The 20,546-nt window shown below is 72.1% G+C and carries 18 protein-coding genes; 10 read left to right on the forward strand and 8 right to left on the reverse strand.

Annotation, left to right across the window (positions count from 1 at the left end; all coding sequences use genetic code 11):
- Positions 1-2: 2 nt before the first annotated feature.
- Genes ACN27A_RS17110 through ACN27A_RS17120 form a run of 3 tightly spaced genes read right to left on the reverse strand, consistent with a single transcriptional unit; the run spans position 3 to position 2,747 of the window.
- Positions 3-962 carry an ABC transporter ATP-binding protein gene (locus ACN27A_RS17110; protein WP_121399775.1) on the reverse strand — a complete coding sequence of 320 codons (960 nt, stop codon included), beginning with the start codon at positions 960-962 and terminating at the stop codon, positions 3-5.
- On the reverse strand, positions 959-1,840 hold the full coding sequence (locus tag ACN27A_RS17115) for an ABC transporter permease (RefSeq protein WP_421454593.1): 882 nt from the start codon (positions 1,838-1,840) through the stop codon (positions 959-961). Before ACN27A_RS17115 ends, ACN27A_RS17110 begins: the two co-directional genes overlap by 4 nt.
- A complete protein-coding gene (locus tag ACN27A_RS17120; RefSeq protein ID WP_421454595.1) occupies positions 1,833-2,747 on the reverse strand; it encodes an ABC transporter ATP-binding protein in 915 nt (304 codons plus the stop codon). The genes ACN27A_RS17115 and ACN27A_RS17120 overlap by 8 nt, the downstream gene beginning before the upstream one ends.
- A 190-nt stretch (positions 2,748-2,937) precedes the next feature.
- Here ACN27A_RS17120 and ACN27A_RS17125 point away from each other — a divergent pair, with 190 nt between their 5' ends.
- The 4 genes from ACN27A_RS17125 (at position 2,938) to galT (ending at position 7,132) form a co-directional block, all read left to right on the forward strand.
- A complete protein-coding gene (locus ACN27A_RS17125) occupies positions 2,938-3,489 on the forward strand; it encodes a DM13 domain-containing protein (RefSeq protein WP_311410733.1) in 552 nt (183 codons plus the stop codon).
- Positions 3,490-3,598: 109 nt separating this feature from the next.
- On the forward strand, positions 3,599-5,128 hold the full coding sequence (gene cysC, locus ACN27A_RS17130) for an adenylyl-sulfate kinase (RefSeq protein ID WP_421454598.1): 1,530 nt from the start codon (positions 3,599-3,601) through the stop codon (positions 5,126-5,128).
- Between the two features lie 106 nt (positions 5,129-5,234).
- Positions 5,235-6,059: a DeoR/GlpR family DNA-binding transcription regulator gene (locus ACN27A_RS17135; RefSeq protein WP_421454601.1), complete on the forward strand. Its 825-nt coding sequence runs from the start codon at positions 5,235-5,237 to the stop codon at positions 6,057-6,059.
- Complete coding sequence (gene galT / locus ACN27A_RS17140) at positions 6,056-7,132, forward strand: galactose-1-phosphate uridylyltransferase (RefSeq protein WP_421454603.1); 1,077 nt, start codon at positions 6,056-6,058, stop codon at positions 7,130-7,132. Before ACN27A_RS17135 ends, galT begins: the two co-directional genes overlap by 4 nt.
- A 586-nt stretch (positions 7,133-7,718) precedes the next feature.
- Here the strand turns inward: galT and ACN27A_RS17145 are convergent.
- Positions 7,719-8,936, reverse strand: coding sequence for an NADP-dependent isocitrate dehydrogenase (locus ACN27A_RS17145; protein WP_132231004.1), 1,218 nt, complete (start codon positions 8,934-8,936; stop codon positions 7,719-7,721).
- A 138-nt stretch (positions 8,937-9,074) separates the two neighbouring features.
- On the opposite strand from ACN27A_RS17145, the gene ACN27A_RS17150 reads away from it, so the two are divergent.
- The gene (locus tag ACN27A_RS17150; protein ID WP_421454606.1) at positions 9,075-9,881 is read left to right on the forward strand and encodes an MBL fold metallo-hydrolase; all 807 of its coding nucleotides are present in this window, start codon (positions 9,075-9,077) and stop codon (positions 9,879-9,881) included.
- 58 nt (positions 9,882-9,939) lie between these two features.
- On the opposite strand, the gene mdh is transcribed toward ACN27A_RS17150, so the two are convergent.
- Positions 9,940-10,890, reverse strand: coding sequence for a malate dehydrogenase (mdh, locus tag ACN27A_RS17155; RefSeq protein WP_088998471.1), 951 nt, complete (start codon positions 10,888-10,890; stop codon positions 9,940-9,942).
- 147 nt (positions 10,891-11,037) lie between these two features.
- Positions 11,038-11,898 (reverse strand): bifunctional methylenetetrahydrofolate dehydrogenase/methenyltetrahydrofolate cyclohydrolase, encoded by an 861-nt coding sequence (locus ACN27A_RS17160; protein WP_421454609.1) that lies wholly within the window; start codon positions 11,896-11,898, stop codon positions 11,038-11,040.
- Between the two features lie 431 nt (positions 11,899-12,329).
- Here ACN27A_RS17160 and ACN27A_RS17165 point away from each other — a divergent pair, with 431 nt between their 5' ends.
- The 5 genes from ACN27A_RS17165 to ACN27A_RS17185 all read left to right on the forward strand — a co-directional run bounded on the left by ACN27A_RS17165 (position 12,330) and on the right by ACN27A_RS17185 (position 18,072).
- Positions 12,330-13,934 (forward strand): peptide ABC transporter substrate-binding protein, encoded by a 1,605-nt coding sequence (locus tag ACN27A_RS17165; protein ID WP_421454611.1) that lies wholly within the window; start codon positions 12,330-12,332, stop codon positions 13,932-13,934.
- Positions 13,935-14,019: 85 nt separating this feature from the next.
- A complete protein-coding gene (locus ACN27A_RS17170; RefSeq protein ID WP_151456057.1) occupies positions 14,020-14,958 on the forward strand; it encodes an ABC transporter permease in 939 nt (312 codons plus the stop codon).
- Positions 14,959-15,021: 63 nt separating this feature from the next.
- Positions 15,022-15,978: an ABC transporter permease gene (locus ACN27A_RS17175; RefSeq protein ID WP_421454614.1), complete on the forward strand. Its 957-nt coding sequence runs from the start codon at positions 15,022-15,024 to the stop codon at positions 15,976-15,978.
- 44 nt (positions 15,979-16,022) lie between these two features.
- Positions 16,023-17,060, forward strand: coding sequence for an ABC transporter ATP-binding protein (locus ACN27A_RS17180; protein ID WP_421454616.1), 1,038 nt, complete (start codon positions 16,023-16,025; stop codon positions 17,058-17,060).
- Positions 17,044-18,072 carry an ABC transporter ATP-binding protein gene (locus tag ACN27A_RS17185; protein WP_421454619.1) on the forward strand — a complete coding sequence of 343 codons (1,029 nt, stop codon included), beginning with the start codon at positions 17,044-17,046 and terminating at the stop codon, positions 18,070-18,072. Before ACN27A_RS17180 ends, ACN27A_RS17185 begins: the two co-directional genes overlap by 17 nt.
- Positions 18,073-18,208: 136 nt before the next feature.
- Here the strand turns inward: ACN27A_RS17185 and purH are convergent, their stop codons facing one another.
- Positions 18,209-19,780, reverse strand: a complete 1,572-nt coding sequence (gene purH / locus ACN27A_RS17190; RefSeq protein WP_421454622.1) for a bifunctional phosphoribosylaminoimidazolecarboxamide formyltransferase/IMP cyclohydrolase — start codon at positions 19,778-19,780, stop codon at positions 18,209-18,211.
- The gene (gene purN / locus ACN27A_RS17195; RefSeq protein ID WP_421454624.1) at positions 19,777-20,397 is read right to left on the reverse strand and encodes a phosphoribosylglycinamide formyltransferase; all 621 of its coding nucleotides are present in this window, start codon (positions 20,395-20,397) and stop codon (positions 19,777-19,779) included. The genes purH and purN overlap by 4 nt, the downstream gene beginning before the upstream one ends.
- Positions 20,398-20,546 lie beyond the last annotated feature (149 nt).

A 20,546-nucleotide genomic window follows, 5' to 3' on the forward strand; every position in this document is an offset into this window, starting at 1 on the left:
GTTCAGGCCTCCACGAGGTAGGAGAAGACGCTCTCCAGGGATTCGTCCTCGGGCACCAACTGCCGCACCCGGATGCCCTCCGCCAGGGCGATCTTCGGCAGGACGCGGGTGAACGCGCCGTAGTCGCCGGCCCGCACGGTGAGCCCCGCGCGGCCCAGCTCGACCCCCGTCACCGACGCCTCGGCCATCAGCGCCACGGCGAGCGCCCGGTCGTCGGTGGAGTGCACGGCGAAGACGTGCGGCCGGTTGGTCATCAGCCGGCGGATGGTGCGGAAGTCGCCGGAGGCGGCCAGCCGGCCGGCGACCATCACCTGGACGGTGCCGGAGACCTGCTCGACCTCCTCCAGGATGTGCGAGCTGAACAGGATGGTGCGGCCGGCGTCGCCGAGGCGGTGCAGCAGCTCCATCATGTGCAACCGCTGGCGCGGGTCCATCCCGTTGAACGGCTCGTCGAGCAGCAGCACCTGCGGCTCGTGCACCAGCGCCGCGGCCACCCGGGCACGCTGCCGCATGCCCTTCGAGTACGTGCCGATCCGGCGGTCCTGCGCGCCCTCCATCTCCACCAGGGCGATCGCCCGGCGGGCCGCCTCCGCCGGGTCCGGCAGCCGGTGCAACTTCGCGCTGGCCAGCACGAACTCGTACGCGGTGAGGAAGGTGTGCACCGCCTCGCGCTCGCTGACCAGCCCGAGCCGGCGGTAGACCTCGGGGTTGCGCCAGGTGGGCCGGCCGTCCAGGCTCACCGCCCCGCGCGACGGGGCCAGGAAGCCCGCCATCATGTGCAGCAGGGTGGTCTTGCCCGCGCCGTTCGGGCCGAGCAGCCCGGTGACGCCGGGGCCGAGGCTCATGCTGACGTCGTTGACGGCCACCACGTTGCCGTACCAGCGGGAGACGCCGGCGAGGTCGAGGGTGCTGGCGGCGGCGGTCGGCGTCCCCGCCGCCTGGTCGACGCTGATCGTGGTCATCGGGCGGCCACCTTCCGGTATCGCAGCATCAGCAGGGCGACGCAGCCGGTCACGAGCAGCACGGCGGCGACCGCGTAGACCGGGCCGAAGTCGCCGATCGGCACTCCGCCCTCTCCCCCGGACAGCAGCAGGTCGCCGAGCGCCCAGGTGCCCACTCCGCCCACCAACGTCGAGGGCGAGGCGAGGAAGGCCAGCTCGTTGACCGCCTGGGAGGGCATGATCGACAGGGTGCCGACGATCGGGGTGGTCATCAGGAACACGGCCACGATCCCGCCGGCCGCGAACGCCCGCTTGCCGGTGGACGAGGCGACCAGCAGCCCGACCGAGGCGAAGACCGCCGCCCAGAGCCCGGCGTAGAGCAGGCTGGGCAGCAGGTCGAGCAGCTCGTTCCAGACCCCGCGCATGCCGTCACCGGTGGTGAACGCGGCGCCCAGGAACATCACCAGCTGCGGCCCGCCGAGCAGCAGCCAGAGCGCGGTGGCCAGCGCCAGCAGCTTGGCCAGCGGGTAGTCCGACCTCGGCAGCGGCCGGGAGAAGTAGAGCGGCAGCACCCCGCTGCGCAGGTCCCGCGAGACCAGCTCGGGGGCGACCGCCGCGACGAAGAAGATGACCAGCCAGCTCATGTTGTCGGCGAACTGGGCGTACGTCATCACCGACTCGCCGACCTGGCTGCGTACGGCGGCGAGCCCGGCGGCCACGACGGTGACGATGGCGACCACGAGCCAGGGGAAGATCTTGGCCTTCGCGCTGCGGCCCAGCCCGAACGCCGTACGCAGACCGTGCAGGTAGAGCGCGCCGAAGACGGCCCGGCGGCCCAGCCGGGGGCCGGTGTAGCGCTGGTAGCCGATGTCGTGGATGACGCCGGTCGGCTCAGGCATGGCTGGGCTCCCTCGTGGCGAAGAGTTCGGCCACCCGGTGCCGGCGCTGGTCCAGCCGGTGCAGCGGCAGGTCCAGCTCGGCGACCGCGCCGAGGATCAGGTCGTAGGTGGCGTCGTCGGCGAGCTCGACGAGCAGCAGCCGGCCGTCCCGGCGTACCGGCAGGTCGAGCGCGGCCAGCCGGGCGGCCAGTTCGTCGGTGCCCTCGCTGACCTCGACGGCGAGCACGTCGGTGGCCGAGGTCATGGCGGAGATGTGGTCGGCGCGCAGCAGCCGCCCGCCGTCGATGGCGACCAGGGTGTCGCAGATCCGCTCGACCTCGCCGAGCAGGTGCGAGCAGACCAGCACGGAGATGCCGAACTCGGTGCCGATGCGGTGCACCAGCGCCAGCATGGCGTCACGGCCGGCCGGGTCGAGCCCGTTGGTCGGCTCGTCGAGCAGCAGCAGGTCGGGGTCGTGCACCAGGGCCTGGGCGAGCTTGACCCGCTGCTTCATGCCGGTGGAGTAGCCGCCGACCGGGCGGTAGCGCTCCTCGTAGAGCCCGACGTGCCGCAGCGCCTCGGAGGCCCGTTCCCGGGCGACCGTTCGCGGCAGGCCGCTGATCCGGCCGAGGTGGGTGACCAGCTCGGCGGCGGAGAGGTCCGGCGGCAGGGCGTCGTGCTCGGGCATGTAGCCGACCCGGGCGCGGACCTGGGCGGAGTCGGTGGTCGGGTCGAGGCCGAGGACCCGGACCCGGCCGCTGGTCGGGGCGAGGAGGCCGAGCAGGATCTTGATCAGGGTGGACTTGCCGGCGCCGTTCGCGCCGACCAACCCGATGATCCCCGGCTCGACCGCGACGGTCAGGTCGGCCAGCGCGGTGACCCCACCCCCGTACGTCTTGGTCAGCGAGTCGGTCGCGATGAGTGTCACGTCGTACAGCGTAGGAGGCGAGGACCCCTGTGGGCAGCGGCTCGCCCCCGGGCGCTCCCCTGATCCTGGCGGCCCGCGTCCCCTAGGGTGCGGCGCGGTCCCCGGCGGTGGCGGGCGTGCCGGCACGCATCGGCCTCCGCCACACCGCACGGGGCAGACAGGACGCGGCCCGGGCCGACACACTGTGGGCATGACCCGACTGTTCCGCGCGCCGCTGACGTGGGTGGTGGTCGCCGTCCTCGCCGCCGGCTCGGCGTTCGGCCTCTACTGGTTCCAGCCCTGGAAGCTGGTCACCGACGCCGAGGTCGACGAGGCACTGTCGAGCGTCGCGGCCACGCCGGCGCCGACGGGTTCCGCCACGGGCGCGGCGCCCGCCCCCGCCGGGCCGGTCCTCGTCGGGCAGGGCGACTTCGTGACCCACGAGCACGACACGTCGGGCAGCGCGCGCATCGTCCGCGCCCCCGACGGGCGGCACCGGCTGGAACTCGTCGGCCTGGCCACCTCCAACGGTCCCGACCTGCGGGTCTGGCTCACCGACCAGCCGGTGCGCAGCGGCACCGCCGGGTGGCGGGTCTTCGACGACGGCCGGTGGGTCGAGCTGGGCCGGCTCAAGGGCAACCGGGGCGACCAGGGCTACGACATCCCGGCCGACGTCGACCTGACGGGCCTGACCAGCGTCTCCATCTGGTGCAAGCGGTTCGCCGTCTCCTTCGGGGCCGCGTCCCTGGCCCCGCCCCGCTGACCCGCCGGCCGCCGTCGCCCGCCGGCTGAGCCGCCAGTGGAGTGGCGCTCTCGACCGATCGCCGGGCGGCTGAGAAACTGTGTGCCGGTCAGTGTCGTTTGGGGGATGGATGAGCAACAGCTGGGTGCTGCCCGACGAGGTGCTCCGGGACGCGCCGTCGTACACGCCGCGCCCCGGCGAGCTGGCTGACCTGGAGCTGCTGCTGATCGGGGCGTACGCCCCGCTGGCCGGCTTCATGACCCGCGCCGACCTGGTGTCGGTGAGTCGGCGGGGTCGGCTCGCCGACGGTTCACCGTGGCCGGTGCCGGTGACCCTCCAGGTGCCGACGGCGCTCGCGCAGGGTCTCGACCCGCGCGACGAGGCACGCCGCACCCTGGTGCTCACCGACGGGGAGGGCGCGCCGGTCGCGGCGCTGGACGTCGCCGACGCGTGGCAGGTCCGCGACGGGGTGGCCGGCGTCGGGGGCACGGTCCGCCGGCTCGGCGACGGGGGTCACGGCCCCTTCCAGCGGCTGCGCCGCACCCCCGAGGAGGTACGCCCGCTGCTGCCGTCCGGTCGGGTGCTCGGGGTGATCGCCGATCGCCCGCTGCACCGGCCGCAGCTCGCCCAGATCGCCCACGCGGTCCGCACGCTCGGCGCCCACCTGCTGGTGATGATCCCGGTCGGCGAGGACGGCCTCGGTGGGTTGCCGCCGGAGTCGCTCGTACGCAGCGTCTTCGCCGCCCGCGACCGGATGCCGCCGGCCACGCTCGTCGCCGTCCCGTTGTCCCGCCGGCGCGACGAGATCAGCGACGCGCTGCTGCGGGCCCGGGTGTCGGCGGCGTACGGCGTCACGCACCTGCTCTCCACCGGCGAGATGCTCTCCGGGGCCGGTCTGCGCGTGCTGGTGCCGCGCGAGCTGGCCTACGACAACCGCGACGGGCAGTGGCGCTGGCGGGAGGACATCCCGCCCCGCAACCGGCGCCTGGCGCTGACCCAGCCGGAGATCGACGACCTGCTGGACCGGGGTTTCCCGCTCCCCGAGTGGCACACCCCGCCCGCGGTGGCGAAGGAGCTGGCCCGGGCCCGGCCGCCGCGGCGGTACCGGGGCCTGGTGGTCTTCCTGACCGGGCTCTCGGGCTCCGGCAAGTCGACGATCGCCCGGGGCCTGGCCGACGTGCTGCGCGAGCAGGGCGACCGGAGCATCACGCTGCTCGACGGCGACGTGGTGCGCCGCGAGCTCTCCGCCGGGCTGGGCTTCAGCAAGGCCGACCGGGACCTCAACGTGCGCCGGATCGGCTGGGTGGCGGCGGAGATCGCCCGGCACCACGGCGTCGGCATCTGCTGCCCGATCGCCCCGTACGCCCAGGCCCGCGCGACCGCCCGGGAGATGGCGCTGGCCGCCGGTGCGGGCTTCGTGCTGGTGCACGTGGCGACCCCGCTGGAGGTCTGCGAGCAGCGCGACCGCAAGGGCCTCTACGCCCGGGCGCGGGCCGGCCTGCTCACCGGGATGACCGGCATCGACGACCCCTACGAGGAGCCGGCCGACGCGGACCTGGTGGTCGACACCAGCGACATGACGATCGACGAGGCGGTCGAGGCCGTCCTGCACCACCTGAACGAGACGGGTTGGGTCGAACCCCGGCTCCAGTCCATCTGATCGCGCCCTCCGCCTACCGGTGGTCCCCTCCTTCGCGCTAGTGTTCATCTTTGTTCGATCACGTTCGACCGCGTGAGGGCGCGCGGCTGACACGGAGGTACGGCGGATGCTCGCTCAGCAACGGCAGGCGGCCATCCTGGACCGGGTCCGCGCCACCGGCGGCGTGCGGGTCACCGAGCTGGCCGCCGAGTACGGCGTCTCGGACATGACCATCCGCCGCGACCTGGAGGCGCTGCACGAGCGCGGCCTGCTGGCCAAGGTGCACGGCGGTGCCACGGTGGCCGGCCCCGGCTCGACCGACGAACCGGGCTTCCGGGCCAAGTCGGTGCGGCAACTGGCGGAGAAGGCGGCCATCGCCGGCCGCGCCGCCGAGCTGGTCCGTCCCGGGGCGGCGGTCGCCCTCTCCGCCGGCACCACCACCGCCGAGCTGGCCCGTCGACTGGTCGACGTGCCCGGCCTGACCGTCGTCACCAACTCGCTGCCGGTGGCCGAGATCCTGCACGCCGGCGGCCGGTCCGACCAGACAGTGGTGCTCACCGGCGGGGTGCGTACGCCGTCGGACGCGCTGGTCGGGCCGCTGGCCGTCGCCGCCATCCGGTCGTTGCACCTGGACCTGCTCTTCCTCGGCGTGCACGGGATCACGGAGCGGGCCGGGTTCACCACGCCGAACCTGATGGAGGCGGAGACCGACCGCGCGCTGGTGGCCGCCGCCGACCGGCTGGTCGTGCTCGCCGACCACACCAAGTGGGGCACCGTCGGCATCTCCTCGATCGTTGAGCTTTCCGCCGCCCACGTGCTGGTCACCGACGACCGGCTGCCCCCCGACGCGCAGCGGGTGCTCGACGACCGGGTGGGCGAGCTGGTGGTCGTGTCCCCCGGCACGGGCGCGGGGCGGACGGCCACGACGACAGATGAGGGGGTGGCGCGGTGAAGCGCACCGCGATCGCGCTGGCCGACGGCCGGGAGCTGATCTACTTCGACGAACGGGACGACGCCGTACGCGACCAGCCGGACCGGCGCGAGCTGCCCCCGCCACCGCCCGCGTCGCAGCTGCGCCTGGATCCGCTCACCGACGAGTGGGTGGCCGTCGCCGTGCACCGGCAGACGCGCACCTTCCTCCCGCCGGCCGACCAGTGCCCGCTCTGCCCCAGCACCGACGGCCGGCAGAGCGAGATCCCGGCACCCGACTACGACGTCGCCGTCTTCGAGAACCGGTTCCCTTCCCTCAGCGGCCGGGTGGCCGAGGAGCCCGCCGAGATCACCCCGTTCACCCCGGTCCGCCCGGGTCGGGGCCGCTGCGAGGTGGTCTGCTTCACCGACGACCACAACGCGTCCTTCGCGTCCCTCCCGCCACGCCGGGTGCGCACCGTCCTCGACGCGCTCGCCGACCGCACGTCGGCGCTCGCGGAGCTGCCCGGCGTGGAGCAGGTGTTCTGCTTCGAGAACCGGGGCGTGGAGATCGGCGTGACCCTGCACCACCCGCACGGCCAGATCTACGCGTACCCCTTCGTGACCCCACGGACCCGGGCGCTGCTGGCCGCCGCCCGCCGGCACGCGGAACGCACCGGCGGGCGCAACCTCTACGCCGACGTGCTCGCCGCCGAGCGGGCCGCGGGCACGCGGGTGGTCGCCGAGAACGAGCACTGGACGGCGTACGTCCCGGCGGCGGCCCGCTGGCCGTTCGAGGTGCACGTGGCCCCGCACCGGCCGGTGCCGGACATCCCCGCGCTCGACGACGCCGAGCGGGACGCCTTCGGGCCGCTCTACCTGGACCTGCTGCGCCGCTTCGACGGGCTGTTCGACGTGCCGATGCCCTACATCGCCGCCTGGCACCAGGCGCCGGTACGCGTCGACCGCGAGCTGGGCCACCTGCACCTGCAGCTGTTCAGCATCCGGCGCGCGAAGGACAAGCTGAAGTACCTGGCGGGCTCGGAGTCCGCGATGGGCGTCTTCATCAACGACATCGCCCCGGAACGCGCAGCCGAACTCCTCCGCGCCGCCTGAACCCCCGCACAGGTCGATCATGCAGTTCTGGTGGGAGTCTTGTCCGGATTCGAGCCTTATGCGGGGCGCCACAACTGCATGATCGACGCTGGCTAGGGGGCCCGGGACAGGGCGCGGGGGGCCCGGGACAGGGCCCCCCGCAGGGAAGGGACGGCTGGCTGTGCGCGACAGCCGGGAAGGCTGGCTGATCGGCACGCTTGCCGCGAGGCGACCGCGGTCAACCTTCCTGGACGCGACTGGCATCTCGTCCACCCAGGTCAACGAGGCGCGCCGACCCAGGTGACGCGGGACGGCGCGTCCCCGCCGACACGCCGCCAAGAAACTGCCACCCTGTCGCACACTCGTGCACCCGCCCGGCCCTCCCCTCCCCGCCCACACCCCCGATGGCGACGGACGTCGCCGACCCCGGGTGATCCGGACAGATCTTGGTAGGAGACGGCCCCTGGAGGGGCTGTCTGCTACCAAGATCCCGTGCGCCCGACGCGAACGGGAGGCGGGGACGGCGGGAGCCCGCCGGCGGGTGCCGGCGGGCTCCTGGTGATGCGGCGGCAGCACCGTCAGGTGCCGCCGCAAGGCGCGGAGAGGATCAGGCGGAGAGCTTGCGCGCCAGGTTCTCGTCGAGCGCGTTCATGAACTCGTCGGTGGTCAGCCACGGGGCGTCCCGCGAGATGAGCAGCGAGAGGTCCTTGGTCATCTGGCCGCCCTCGACGGTGTCGACGATGACCTGCTCCAGGGTGTTGGCGAACTCGGTGACCGCCGGGGTGCCGTCCAGCTTGCCCCGGTGGGCCAGGCCCCGGGTCCAGGCGTAGATCGACGCGATCGGGTTGGTCGAGGTCTTCTCGCCCTTCTGCCACTGCCGGTAGTGCCGGGTGACCGTGCCGTGCGCGGCCTCGGCCTCGACCGTACGGCCGTCCGGGGAGAGCAGCACCGAGGTCATCAGGCCCAGCGAGCCGAAGCCCTGCGCGACGGTGTCGGACTGCACGTCACCGTCGTAGTTCTTGCAGGCCCAGACGTAGCCGCCCTCCCACTTGAGCGCGGCGGCGACCATGTCGTCGATGAGCCGGTGCTCGTAGGTGAGACCGGCGGCGTCGAACTCGGCCTTGAACTCGGCCTCGAACACCTCGGCGAAGATGTCCTTGAACCGGCCGTCGTACGCCTTGAGGATGGTGTTCTTGGTCGACATGTAGACCGGGTAGTTGCGGTCCAGGCCGTAGCGGAACGAGGCGCGGGCGAAGTCCCGGATCGACTCGTCGTAGTTGTACATGCCCATGGCGATGCCGCCGCCGGGGAAGTTGGCGACCTCCATCTCCATCGGCTCGCCGCCGTCGGCCGGGGTGTAGGTGATGGTCACCGTGCCCGGGCCGGGGACGACGAAGTCGGTGGCCTTGTACTGGTCACCGTGGGCGTGCCGGCCGATGATGATCGGCTTGGTCCAGCCGGGGACCAGCCGCGGCACGTTGGACATGATGATCGGCTCGCGGAAGACGACGCCGCCGAGGATGTTGCGGATCGTGCCGTTCGGCGACCGCCACATCTTCTTCAGGCCGAACTCCTCCACCCGGGCCTCGTCCGGGGTGATGGTCGCGCACTTGACGCCGACGCCGTGCTCCTTGATGGCGTTGGCGGCGTCGACGGTGACCTGGTCGTCGGTCTCGTCGCGGTGCTGGATCGACAGGTCGTAGTAGTGCAGGTCGACGTCGAGGTAGGGCAGGATCAGCTGCTCCCGGATCTGCTTCCAGATGATCCGGGTCATCTCGTCGCCGTCGAGCTCAACGACCGGGTTGTTTACCTTGATCTTCGCCATCGGCCGGCGCTCCTCTCGGGGGACTCGTGCTCAAGCAGTACGAGCGTACTGGAAACTGATCGGCAGTCCCCAGCCGGCCTCGGTCGGGCCGGAACAAACGACGTGCACGGCGCACGGAACCGCTGACATGATCGCCGGATGCCGCTGAGCCGCATCCTCGGGTCTATCACGGTCACCGCGCTCACCGACGGCGAGGGGCCGTTCTTCCAGCCCCGCACGGAGGCGTTCCCGGCCGCCACGCCGGAGCACTGGCGCGCGGCCGACCGGCGGGACCCGGGCGCGGTGACCGCCGACGGGCGGTGGTGGCTGCCGTTCCGCAGCTTCGCCATCCGCGTCGGGGACGGGCCGGTGACCCTGGTCGACGCGGGGATCGGCCCGGCCGGCTCCCCCGCCGCGAGCTGGGCGCCGGTGCCCGGCCGGCTGCCGGCCGAGCTCGCCGCCGCCGGCATCGACCCGGCCGACGTACGCACGGTGGTGCTCACCCACCTGCACAGCGACCACGTCGGCTGGGCGGTCACCGGCTCGCCGGGGACGCCGTACTTCCCGAACGCCGACTACGTGCTCCAGCGGGCCGAGCTGGCCGCCGTCGGGCAGCTCGACCCGGGGCTGTCGGCCGGCCTGGTCGCGCCGTTGCGCGCCGCCGGCCAGCTCCGCGTGGTCGAAGGCGAGGAGAGGCTCGATCCGACGGTACGGCTGCTGCCGACGCCGGGGCACACGCCCGGTCACCAGTCGGTGCTGCTGGAGGTGGGCGACGAGCGGGTGCTGCTCACCGGCGACCTGCTGGTGCACGCCGTGCAACTGGTCGACCCCGAGCTGGCGTACGCCCACGAGGAGGACGCCGCCGCGGCGCGTTCCTCGCGGGTGGGGCTGCTGCGCGACCTGGCCGCGCGCGGGCCCGCGGTGCTCGCCACCCCGCACCTGGGCGAGGCGTTCGTGACGCTGTAGGGCGCAACGACGAGGGGGCACGCCGGCGGACCGGCGTGCCCCCTCGACGGGTGGTGGATCACATGGAGGCGACGTCGCCCTGCTTGGCGCGGACGGCCTCGGCGGCCTCCTTCAGGCTGGCCAGCTCGTCGGCGTCCAGGTCGGTCTCGACGACCCGCTTGACGCCCTCGGCGCCGATCGCCGCCTCGACGCCCAGGTAGACGCCGGAGATGCCGTACTCGCCGTCGACCCAGGCGCAGACCGGCATGACCTCGCCCGAGTCCTCGGCGACGGCCTTCGCCATCCGGGCGGCGGCGGCCGACGGCGCGTAGTACGCCGAACCGGTCTTGAGCAGCGCGACCACCTCGGCGCCGCCGTTGCGGGTCTTGACGACCAGCTCCTCGATCTGCTCGGCCGGCATGGCCTCACGCAGCGGCTTGCCGTCGACCGTGCTCTGCGACGGCACCGGCACCATCGTGTCGCCGTGCGAGCCGAGGGTCAGCGTCTTCACCGACTTCACCGGTACGCCCAGCGCCTCGGCCACGAAGTTGGTGAACCGGGCGGTGTCCAGCATGCCGGCCTGGCCGAGCACCCGGTTCTTCGGGAACTGGGTGGCGAGCTGGGCCAGCGCGGTCATCTCGTCGAGCGGGTTGGACACGACGATGACGACGGCGTTCGGGGCGTACTTGGCGACGTTCTCGGAGACCTGGCGGACGATCTTCGCGTTCGTCTCGAGCAGGTCCATGCGGCTCATGCCCGGCTTGCGCGGCAGGCCGGCGGTGATCACCACGACGTCCGAGCCCTCGATCGCCTCGTAGCCCTCGCCGTTCGGGCCGGTGGTCGCGCCGACCACCTTGGTCTCGAAGCCCTCGATGGCGCGCGACTGGTTGAGGTCCAGGGCGAGACCTGCGGGCTTGCCCTCCACGATGTCGGTGATCACGACGGTGTCGAAGACGTCGTACTCGGCCAGGCGCTGTGCGGTGGTGGAGCCGTAGAACCCAGCCCCGACGACAGTGACCTTCTTACCCATGGTCGTCCCACTCCCTGCTACCAGTCGGTTTTCCGGACCGTATCAGCCATCCTGGCACCGATCAGGTCAGGGGAGGCGACCATCGCCGGGATGGGGCGAACGTCACGGCCGTCCCCCAGGCGTGAGGAAGGTGCCCTTCCTGACGCCTCAGTCGCGCTCGGCCCGCTCCACGACGTTGGTCAGCAGCATCGCGCGGGTCATCGGGCCGACGCCGCCCGGCATGGGCACCAGCTTGCCGGCCACCTCCGCCGCGTCAGCCGCGACGTCGCCGGTGTAGCGGCCCTTGCCGTCCTGGCCGATGACCCGGGTGATGCCGACGTCGACCACGACCGCGCCCGGCGTGAGCATGTCGGCGGTCAGCAGGCCCGGCACGCCGGCGGCCACGATGACGATGTCGGCGGCGCGGGTGTGCGAGGCCAGGTCGAGGGTGCCGGTGTGGCAGAGGGTCACGGTGGCGTTCTCGCTGCGGCGGGTGAGCAGCAGGCCGAGCGGACGGCCGACGGTGTTGCCGCGGCCGACCACGGCGACCTTGGCGCCGCGCAGCGGCACGTCGTGCCGGCGGAGCAGCTCGACGATGCCGCGCGGGGTGCAGGGCAGCGGGGCGTCGTAGCCCAGGACGAGCCGGCCGAGGTTGACCGGGTGCAGGCCGTCGGCGTCCTTGTCGGGGTCGATCAGCTCCAGCACCCGCTGGGTGTCGAGGTGGCCCGGCAGCGGCAGCTGGACGATGTAGCCGTGGCAGGCCGGGTCGGCGTTCAGCTCGGCGAGCACGGCGTCGACCTGCGCCTGGGTCGCGTCGGCCGGCAGCTCGCGGCGGATCGAGGCGACCCCCACCTCGGCGCAGTCGCGGTGCTTGCCGTTGACGTACGCCTGGGAGCCGGGGTCCGCACCCACCAGGACGGTGCCGAGCCCGGGGGTGATGCCGCGTTCCGCCAGTGCCTTGACCCGTGCCCGCAGCTCGTCCTTGATCTCGGCCGCGGTCGCCTTGCCGTCCAGAAGCGTCGCCGTCACGCCCAGATCGTCTCACGGTCGGCGGCCGGCGATCCGACGACCCGCGCCAAGCCCGCAATGCGACCACTAAGAGTGACGTGCGGTTAATCACTCTGAGTGACGCACGGGCCAGCGAGGCTCCGACTGGAACCGGACCTCCGGGCGATCGGGGCGACGGAGGGTATGGCCGGGCCGGAACGGCGCGATCGGGCGGACCGGGCGTGACGGGTGCCGACCGCGTCGAGAGTCCTCGCTGCCCAGAACCCCTTTTCACAGCGGCACGGCGTTAGCAGATCCGGCCCGCCACGACAAGGCCCCGACGCTGACTCAGTTATCGGTTCGCAACCCGGTCGTTGTCGATCGCCGGTCGGCCGCCTACCGTTGCCCAACGTTGCGCAGCGTAAACCCAGCGCCGGGCCTGACTGCGCAGCGTGAGGAGATGAGGAGGCTACATGCGTGTTCGTAGGCTCGCTGCCTGGACCGCCCTCCCGCTCGCGGTGACCCTGGGCCTGGTGGCCTGCGGCTCGGGCGGCGACGGTGGATCCGGCGAGAGCAACCCCGACGCGGCCGTGCGGATCGAGATCGCCGAGCCGCAGCACCTGGTGCCGACCAACACCAACGAGACGAGCGGCTCGCAGGTGCTCGCCGCCCTGTTCAGCCCGCTGGTCGACTACGACGAGGCCAACAAGCCCCACGAGGTGGCGGCCGAGTCGGTGACGTCCGAGGACAACACGACCTGGACGGTCAAGCTGAAGGACGGCTACACCTTCCACAACGGCGAGAAGGTCACCGCCGACAACTACGTCGACGCCTGGAACTACGGCGCCTACGCCCCGAACGGCCAGAACTCCAGCTACTTCTTCGAGAAGATCGCCGGCTACGAGGACATGCAGGGCGAGACCCCGAAGGCCAAGACGCTCAGCGGGCTGAAGAAGGTCGACGACCTGACCTTCACCGTCACGCTGTCGGAGCCGTACAGCGAGTTCAAGTCCGTGCTCGGCTACACCGCCTTCTACCCGATGCCGAAGGCCGCGTTCTCCGCGCCCGGCGTGCTGGCCGAGGGCTACGAGCAGGCGCCGGTCGGTCAGGGCCCGTTCAAGATGAAGGGCACCTGGCAGCACGACGCCAAGGTCGAGGTCGAGAAGTACGACGCCTTCCCCGGCGAGAAGCCGAAGGTGGCCGGCGTCGAGTTCCGGATCTACCAGCAGCCGACCGCCGCGTACGCGGACGTGCTCTCGGACAACCTGGACGTCATCAAGACCATCCCGACCGAGAACCTCTCGACGGCCGGCACCGACCTCGGTGACCGGTTCAAGCAGAGCTCCGCCTCGTCGCTCCAGGTGCTGGCCTTCCCGACGTTCCAGGAGGAGTTCAGCAACCCGGACGTGCGCAAGGCCATCTCGATGGCGATCGACCGGGACGAGATCACCAAGTCGATCTTCAAGGACTCGCAGCAGCCGGCCCGCTCGTTCGTCTCGCCGGTCGTCGCGGGCTACCGCGACGGCACCATCGGCGAGGCCGGCGAGTTCGACCCGGCCAAGGCCAAGAGCCTGTACCAGGCCGCGGGCGGCCCGGCGAGGATCGAGCTGTCCTACAACGGCGACGGCGGCCACAAGGACTGGATCGACGCGACCTGCAACCAGCTCAAGACCAACCTGGGCGTGGACTGCGTGGGCACCGCCGAGCCGAAGTTCGCGGACCTGCTGACCAAGGTGAAGGCCAAGCAGCCGGTCGGCCTGTTCCGGATGGGCTGGGTCATGGACTACCCGTCCATGGAGAACTACCTGGGCCCGCTGTACAGCAGCAACGGCTCGTCGAACTACTACGGCTACAGCAACCCCGAGTTCGACAAGCTGCTCGCCGAGGGCGCCAGCGCCGCGAACGAGGACGAGGCCATCAAGAAGTACCAGGCGGCCGAGGACCTGCTGGCGGAGGACCTGCCGGTGATCCCGCTGCGGTACGGCCAGAACAACTTCGGCCACTCCACCAAGGTGACGAACGTGGAGATGGATCTCTTCGACCGGATCGACCTCGTGAAGATCGAGGCCGTCAAGTAACACCACGGCAGGACGGGTCGGGCCATCGGCGGACGGTGGCCCGACCCGCCTTCCTCTTCGCACTTTTTCCGCCAGACTGCCAAGTATGTTCCGCTTCATCCTGCGGCGTCTGCTCCAGATGGTCCTCGCGTTCTTCGGGACCACGCTGATCGTCTACGCGCTGATGTTCGCCGGCCAGGGCGATCCCATCCAGGCGCTCGCCGGTGAGCGCCCGGTCACGGCGGCCCAGCGGGCATACCTGACGGAGAAGTTCCACCTCGACCGGACCGGGGTCGGCGGCTTCTTCTACCGCTACTTCGACTACCTCAAGAACCTGCTCCAGGGTGACCTCGGGCAGTCCCTCACCGGACGCTCGATCGGCGACATCCTGGCCGCCGCCTGGCCCGTCACGGTCAAGCTGGCGCTGATCGCCATGGCGGTCACCATCCTCTTCGGGGTCACCGCGGGCGTGCTCGCCGGCATCCGACGGGCCAGCATCTTCGACAACTCGACCCTGCTGCTGACCCTGCTGGTCCTCGGCATCCCGACGATCGTGCTCGCGCCGCTGGCGCAGTACCTCCTCGGCGTCAGGTGGCAGCTCTTCCCGGCCACCGCCGGCGCCGACCCGGACCTGTACGCGCTCCTGCTGCCGGGCATCGTGCTCGGCTCGCTCTCGCTGGCCACCGCGCTGCGGCTGACCCGGACGTCCGTGGCCGAGAACCTGCGCGCCGACTACGTCCGCACCGCCCGGTCGAAGGGGCTCGTGCGGCGGCGGATCGTCAGCGTCCACGTGCTGCGCAACTCGCTCATCCCGGTGGTCACGTTCCTCGGCGTCGAGCTGGGCAACCTGATGAGCGGCGCGATCATCACCGAGGGCGTGTTCAACATCCCCGGCGTCGGCTTCAACCTCTTCCGCGGCATCCGCACCGAGGACGGCCCGCTGGTGGTGGGCATCGTCAGCGTGCTCGTCGTGGTCTACCTCGTCTCCAACCTGGTGGTGGACGTCCTGTACGCCGTACTCGACCCGAGGATCCGCTATGAGTGAGCGCAGCGAACGAATCGGCAGCGCAGTGTTTCGTGCCGGCGCCGAGCGCAGCGAGGTGCGGGCATGAGTGACTTCGAGACCGTCGCGGCGAGCGAGAACCAGGCCGCGCGGCGGGGGCCGTCGGGCGAGCCCGGCGCGCCGAACCAGGTCGGCGTACCGCAGAAGCCCCGCAGCCTGGCCGGCGACGCCTGGCGCGACCTGCGCCGCAAGCCGATCTTCTGGATCAGCCTCGCCCTGGTGGTGCTGGTCGCCGCCATGGCCGCCGTGCCGGGGCTGTTCACCGCGAACGACCCCCGCGACTGCGTGCTGGCCCGTCAGCACGCCGGGCCGTCCGGCGGGGCGATCTTCGGGTACGACTTCCAGGGCTGCGACACGTACGCCAGGGCGGTCTACGGCGCCCGGGCGTCGCTGCTGGTCGGCGCGCTCTCCGCGCTGCTCACCGGCCTGATCGCGCTCGCCGTGGGGATGCTGGCCGGCTACTTCGGCCGCTGGGTCGACGCGGTGCTCTCCCGGGTGATCGACGTCGTCCTCGGCATCCCGCTCCTGCTCGCCGCGATCGTGCTGCTCAAGCGGGTCAACAGCGACAGCTCGGCGGTCCGGATCGGCGCGGTCATCTTCGTGCTGGCGATCCTCGGCTGGACCACCGCCGCCCGCGTCGTCCGCTCCTCGGTGATCACCGCCAAGGAGCAGGACTACGTCGCGGCGGCCCGGATGCTCGGCGCCGGCGACGGCCGGATCATGCTGCGGCACATCCTGCCGAACGCGCTCGCCCCGGCGATCGTGGTACTGACGATCGCCCTCGGCTCGTTCATCGCCGCCGAGGCGACGCTGAGCTTCCTCGGCATCGGGCTCCGGGCGCCGACCATCTCCTGGGGCATCGACATCGACGCCGGCCGGGTGCACATGCGGGAGTCGGTCACCCCGCTGCTGGTCCCCTCGACGTTCCTGGCGCTGACCGTGCTGGCGTTCATCATGCTCGGCGACGCGATCCGCGACGCCTTCGACCCGAAGCTGCGATGACCCGTGCGAGCGAGCCTTCCAGTCGCGAGCGAAAGGCGTGAACCGTGAGCCAGTCCGCCATTCAACCGACGCCGGCCTCCCCGACGCCCGAGGGCGGGCACCTGCTGGACGTACGGGACCTGCACGTCGAGTTCCGCACCGGCGAGGGCGTGGCCAAGGTGATCAACGGGGTCTCGTACCACCTCGATCCCGGCGAGACGCTCGCCGTGCTCGGCGAGTCGGGCTCCGGCAAGTCGGTCACCGCCCAGGCGATCATGGGCATCCTCGACACTCCCCCGGCCGTGATCCGCTCCGGCGAGATCCTCTATCAGGGGCGCGACCTGCTGAAGCTGCCGGAGGAGCAGCGCCGGCAGGTACGCGGCAAGGAGATCGCGATCATCTTCCAGGACGCCCTCTCCGCGCTGAACCCCGTCTTTCCGGTGGGCTGGCAGATCGGCGAGACGCTGCGCCAGCGCGAGGGCATGTCGAAGGCGGACGCCCGTGCCCGGGTCGTCGAGCTGATGGACCTGGTACGGATCCCCGCCGCCGCCAGCCGGCTCGGCGACTACCCGCACCAGTTCTCCGGCGGCATGCGGCAACGCGTCATGATCGCGATGGCGCTGGCCATGAACCCGAAGGTGCTGATCGCCGACGAGCCGACCACGGCCCTGGACGTCACCGTGCAGGCCCAGATCATGGACCTGCTGGCCGACCTGCGCCGCGATCTCGGCACGGCGATGATCCTGATCACGCACGACCTGGGCGTGGTCGCCGGCGTCGCGGACCGGATCGCCGTCATGTACGCCGGCCGGATCGTCGAGCACGCCGACGTCCGCTCGCTGTACCGGGTTCCGGCCCACCCGTACACGAAGGGGTTGCTGGAGTCGATCCCGCGGATGGACGTCCGGGGTCAGCAGCTCTCCACGATCAGGGGGCTGCCGCCCAACCTGATGCGGATCCCGTCCGGCTGCCCGTTCCACCCCCGGTGCCCGTACGTGCAGCAGGTCTGCGTCGACGTGGTGCCGCACGACCTGGTCCTGGGCGACGGCCGGACCAGCGCGTGCCACTTCGCCCAGGAGGTCCGTGATGACAGCGCCCGCTAGCCCGACCAAGGTGCGCGGCGAGACGATCCTCGCCGTCGACAACGTGGTCAAGCACTTCCCGATCCGCCGGGGCGTGCTCTTCCAGCGTCAGGTCGGCGCCGTCAAGGCCGTCGACGGGGTCAGCTTCGAGCTGCGCCGGGGCGAGACCCTCGGGGTGGTCGGCGAGTCGGGCTGCGGCAAGTCGACGCTGGCCCGGCTGCTGATGCGGCTGGAGACGCCGACCGCCGGCCGGGCCACCCTGGAGGGCCGGGACCTGTTCTCCGCCTCCGGTGCCGAGCTGCGCCGGCTGCGGCGCAACATGCAGATGGTGATGCAGGACCCGTACACCTCGCTGAACCCGCGCATGACGGTCGGCGACATCATCGGCGAGCCGTTCGAGATCCACCCGGACGCCGCGCCGAAGGGCAGCCGGCGGGGCCGGGTGCGGGAACTGCTCGACGTGGTCGGCCTGAACCCCGAGCACATCAACCGCTACCCGCACCAGTTCTCCGGCGGCCAACGGCAGCGCATCGGCATCGCCCGCGCGCTCGCCCTGCGGCCCGAGATCATCGTCTGCGACGAGCCGGTCAGCGCCCTGGACGTGTCGATCCAGGCCCAGGTGATCAACCTGCTGGAGAAGCTCCAGGACGAGTTCGGCCTGTCGTACATCTTCATCGCGCACGACCTGTCGGTGGTCCGCCACATCTCGGACCGCGTCGCGGTCATGTACCTCGGCAAGATCGTGGAGATCGGCACCGAGGACGAGATCTACGAGCGCGCGACCCACCCGTACACCCAGGCGCTGCTCTCGGCCGTGCCGGTGCCCGACCCGGAGGCCCGCGATCAGCGCACCATGATCCGCCTCACCGGCGACGTGCCGAGCCCGGCCGACCCGCCGAGCGGCTGCCACTTCCGCACCCGCTGCTGGAAGGCCCAGGAGGTCTGCGCCACCCAGGAGCCCCACACGGTCCTCCGCGCGGCGGACCCCCACCCCTCGGCCTGCCACTTCGCCGCCCTCCGCCCCACCCCCTGACCCCCGCCTTCCGCCGCCCTTTCGCGTCGATCATGCAGTTGTGGTGGGCGGATCGCCCGCCTTCGCCCCTTTCGCGGGGCACCACAACTGCATGATCGGCCCGGACAGGGGGGGCGGGGGCGGGGCGGGGGGGGGGTTAGTGGAAGAAGTGGCGGGTGGAGGTCAGGTACATGGTTACGCCGGCCTGTTTGGCGGCGGCGATTACCTCCTCGTCGCGGATCGAGCCGCCCGGCTGCACGATCGCGCGGACGCCGGCGTCGATGAGGATCTGCGGGCCGTCGGCGAAGGGGAAGAAGGCGTCCGAGGCGCACACCGCACCACGGGCCCGGTCCGCGCCTGCCCGGGCGACCGCGAGCTGCGCCGAGTCGACCCGGTTGACCTGGCCCATCCCGACGCCGACCGTCGCGCCGTCGGAGGCCAGCAGGATCGCGTTGCTCTTCACCGCGCGTACCGCCCGCCAGGCGAAGGCCAGGTCGCGCAGGGTCGCCTCGTCCGCCGGCTCGCCGGTGGCCAGTCGCCAGTTGGCCGGGTCGTCGCCCTCGGCGTCGATCCGGTCGGCCATCTGCACCAGTACGCCGCCGGTGACCTGCCGCCACTCGGCCGGCAGCGGGGCGTAGGCCGGCGCGTGCAGCAGCCGGATGTTCTTCTTCGCCTGGAGGACCTCCACCGCACCCTCGTCGAAGCCGGGCGCCACCAGCACCTCGGTGAAGATCTCCGACACCTGCCGGGCCAGCTCGACCGAGACCGGCCGGTTGACCGCGATCACCCCGCCGTACGCGGACACCGGGTCGCAGGCGTGCGCCTTGCGGTGCGCCTCGGCCACGTCGGCGCCGACCGCGATCCCGCACGGGTTGGCGTGCTTGATGATCGCCACCGCCGGCTGGTCGGCGAAGTCGTTGGCCGCCCGCCACGCCGCGTCCGCGTCGACGTAGTTGTTGTAGGACATCTCCTTGCCGTGCAGCTGCTCGGCCTGGGCGAGCCCGGCCGGGCTGGACGGGTCGACGTAGAGCGCCGCCGGCTGGTGCGGGTTCTCGCCGTAGCGCAGCACCGCCTGCCGGCGCAGCGACAGCCCGGCGAAGTCCGGCCAGCCGTCCGCCTCGGGCGCCAGCGTGGTGGCGCACCACTCGGCCACCGCCACGTCGTACTCGGCGATGACGGCGAACGCCCGCGCGGCCAGGACGCGCCGCTGGGCCAGCGTAAAGCCGCCCTCGCCGAGCGCGGCGAGCAGGGCCGGGTACGCGGCCGGGTCGGTCACCACGGCGACCGAGGCGTGGTTCTTGGCGGCCGCCCGGACCATCGCCGGACCGCCGATGTCGATCTGCTCGACGCACTCCTCGACGCCCGCGCCGGAGGCGACGGTGGCCTGGAACGGGTAGAGGTTGGACACCAGCAGGTCGATCCCGGCGATGCCGTGCTCGTCGAGCTGGGCGACGTGGGAGTCCTTGCGCAGGTCGGCGAGGAGCCCGCCGTGCACCTTCGGGTGCAGCGTCTTGACCCGCCCGTCGAGGATCTCCGGGAAGCCCGTCACCGTCTCGACCGGGGTCACCGGCACCCCCGCGCCGGCGATGGCCGAGGCAGTGCTGCCGGTCGAGACGAGCTCCACCCCGGCCGCGTGCAGCGCCCGGGCCAGCTCGACCAGGCCGGTCTTGTCGTAGACGCTGACCAGCGCCCGCCTGATCGGGCGGCGTTCGTCCTGAGTGGAACTCACGGGACCGTGACCTTTCTTCCGGTGATCGTCCAACCTTCGCGGACCAGGCGGCCCACCTGCTCGACGAGCTGGTGCCGCTCGGCTTCCTTGATGCGCTCGGTGAGCGTCTCGACGTCGTCGTCGTCGTGCACCGGCACGGCGACCTGCGCGACGATCGGGCCGGTGTCCATGCCGGCGTCGACGAAGAAGAGCGTGGCCCCGGTGACCTTGACGCCGTAGGCGAGGGCGTCGCGCGGGCCGTGGATGCCGGGGAACGCCGGCAGCAGCGTGTTGTGCGTGTTCAGGTAGCGGTCGCCGAAGGCGGCCAGGAAGCGCGGGCCGACCAGCTTGAGGAAGCCGGCGGAGACGACCAGGTCGGGCCGGTGCTCGGCGACGCGGTCGGTCAGCGCGGCGTCCCAGTCCTCGCGGCTGGGATGGTCGGCGACCCGCTCGACGAAGGTCGGCACACCGGCCGCGGCGGCCCGGTCCAGGCCCGCGATGCCGTCGCGGTCGGCGCCGACGGCCACCACCCGGGCCCCGTACGCCGGATCGGCGCTCGCATCGAGCAGGGCCTGGAGGTTGCTCCCGGAGCCGGAGACGAGGACGACGATGCGGGCGACGGGCGCGGGCTCGGTCACCGGGCCACCCTATCGGGCCTGCCGCCGCTTCCATCCGCTGGGCATTGCGACATTCACCGACGACGCGAATGGTCCGGACCAGGTACGCTGCCGGTCGCTCGGGCCCGGCGCGCGTCGGCCCGCACCCGTCAGTGATCCGGCGCCCCGCG

This window comes from Micromonospora sp. WMMD737 (assembly GCF_049179055.1).
GTDB classification, from domain to species: Bacteria; Actinomycetota; Actinomycetes; order Mycobacteriales; family Micromonosporaceae; genus Micromonospora; species Micromonospora reichwaldensis.